This window comes from Monashia sp. HAY1-2A, assembly GCF_056755315.1.
Genome location: NZ_JBNDHY010000855.1, coordinates 1 through 230 on the forward strand (window position 1 = coordinate 1; position 230 = coordinate 230).

General features: G+C 65.2%; 1 protein-coding gene. It reads right to left on the minus strand.

What is annotated here, in order from left to right:
- Positions 1 to 230: hypothetical protein (locus ACPYOM_RS24190; RefSeq protein WP_481347932.1), on the minus strand; the 230-nt coding region annotated here is incomplete at both ends.

Sequence of the window (230 nt, forward strand, 5' to 3'; positions counted from 1 at the left end):
CGTCTCGTGGGCTCGGAGATGTGTATAAGAGACAGGTTGGCGACCGCGTTGTCGTAGGAGGCCGTGTGCACGAACGCCTCGGCCGCGAGGCGCTTGCGCTGCTCGAGCGTGAAGCCACCGGCGTCGAGCGACTCCTGCACCGCGCCGTACCTGTCTCTTATACACATCTCCGAGCCCACGAGACGCGTAGTAATCTGGGGGGGGGGCGTTGTTTTTGGGAGGGGGGGGGG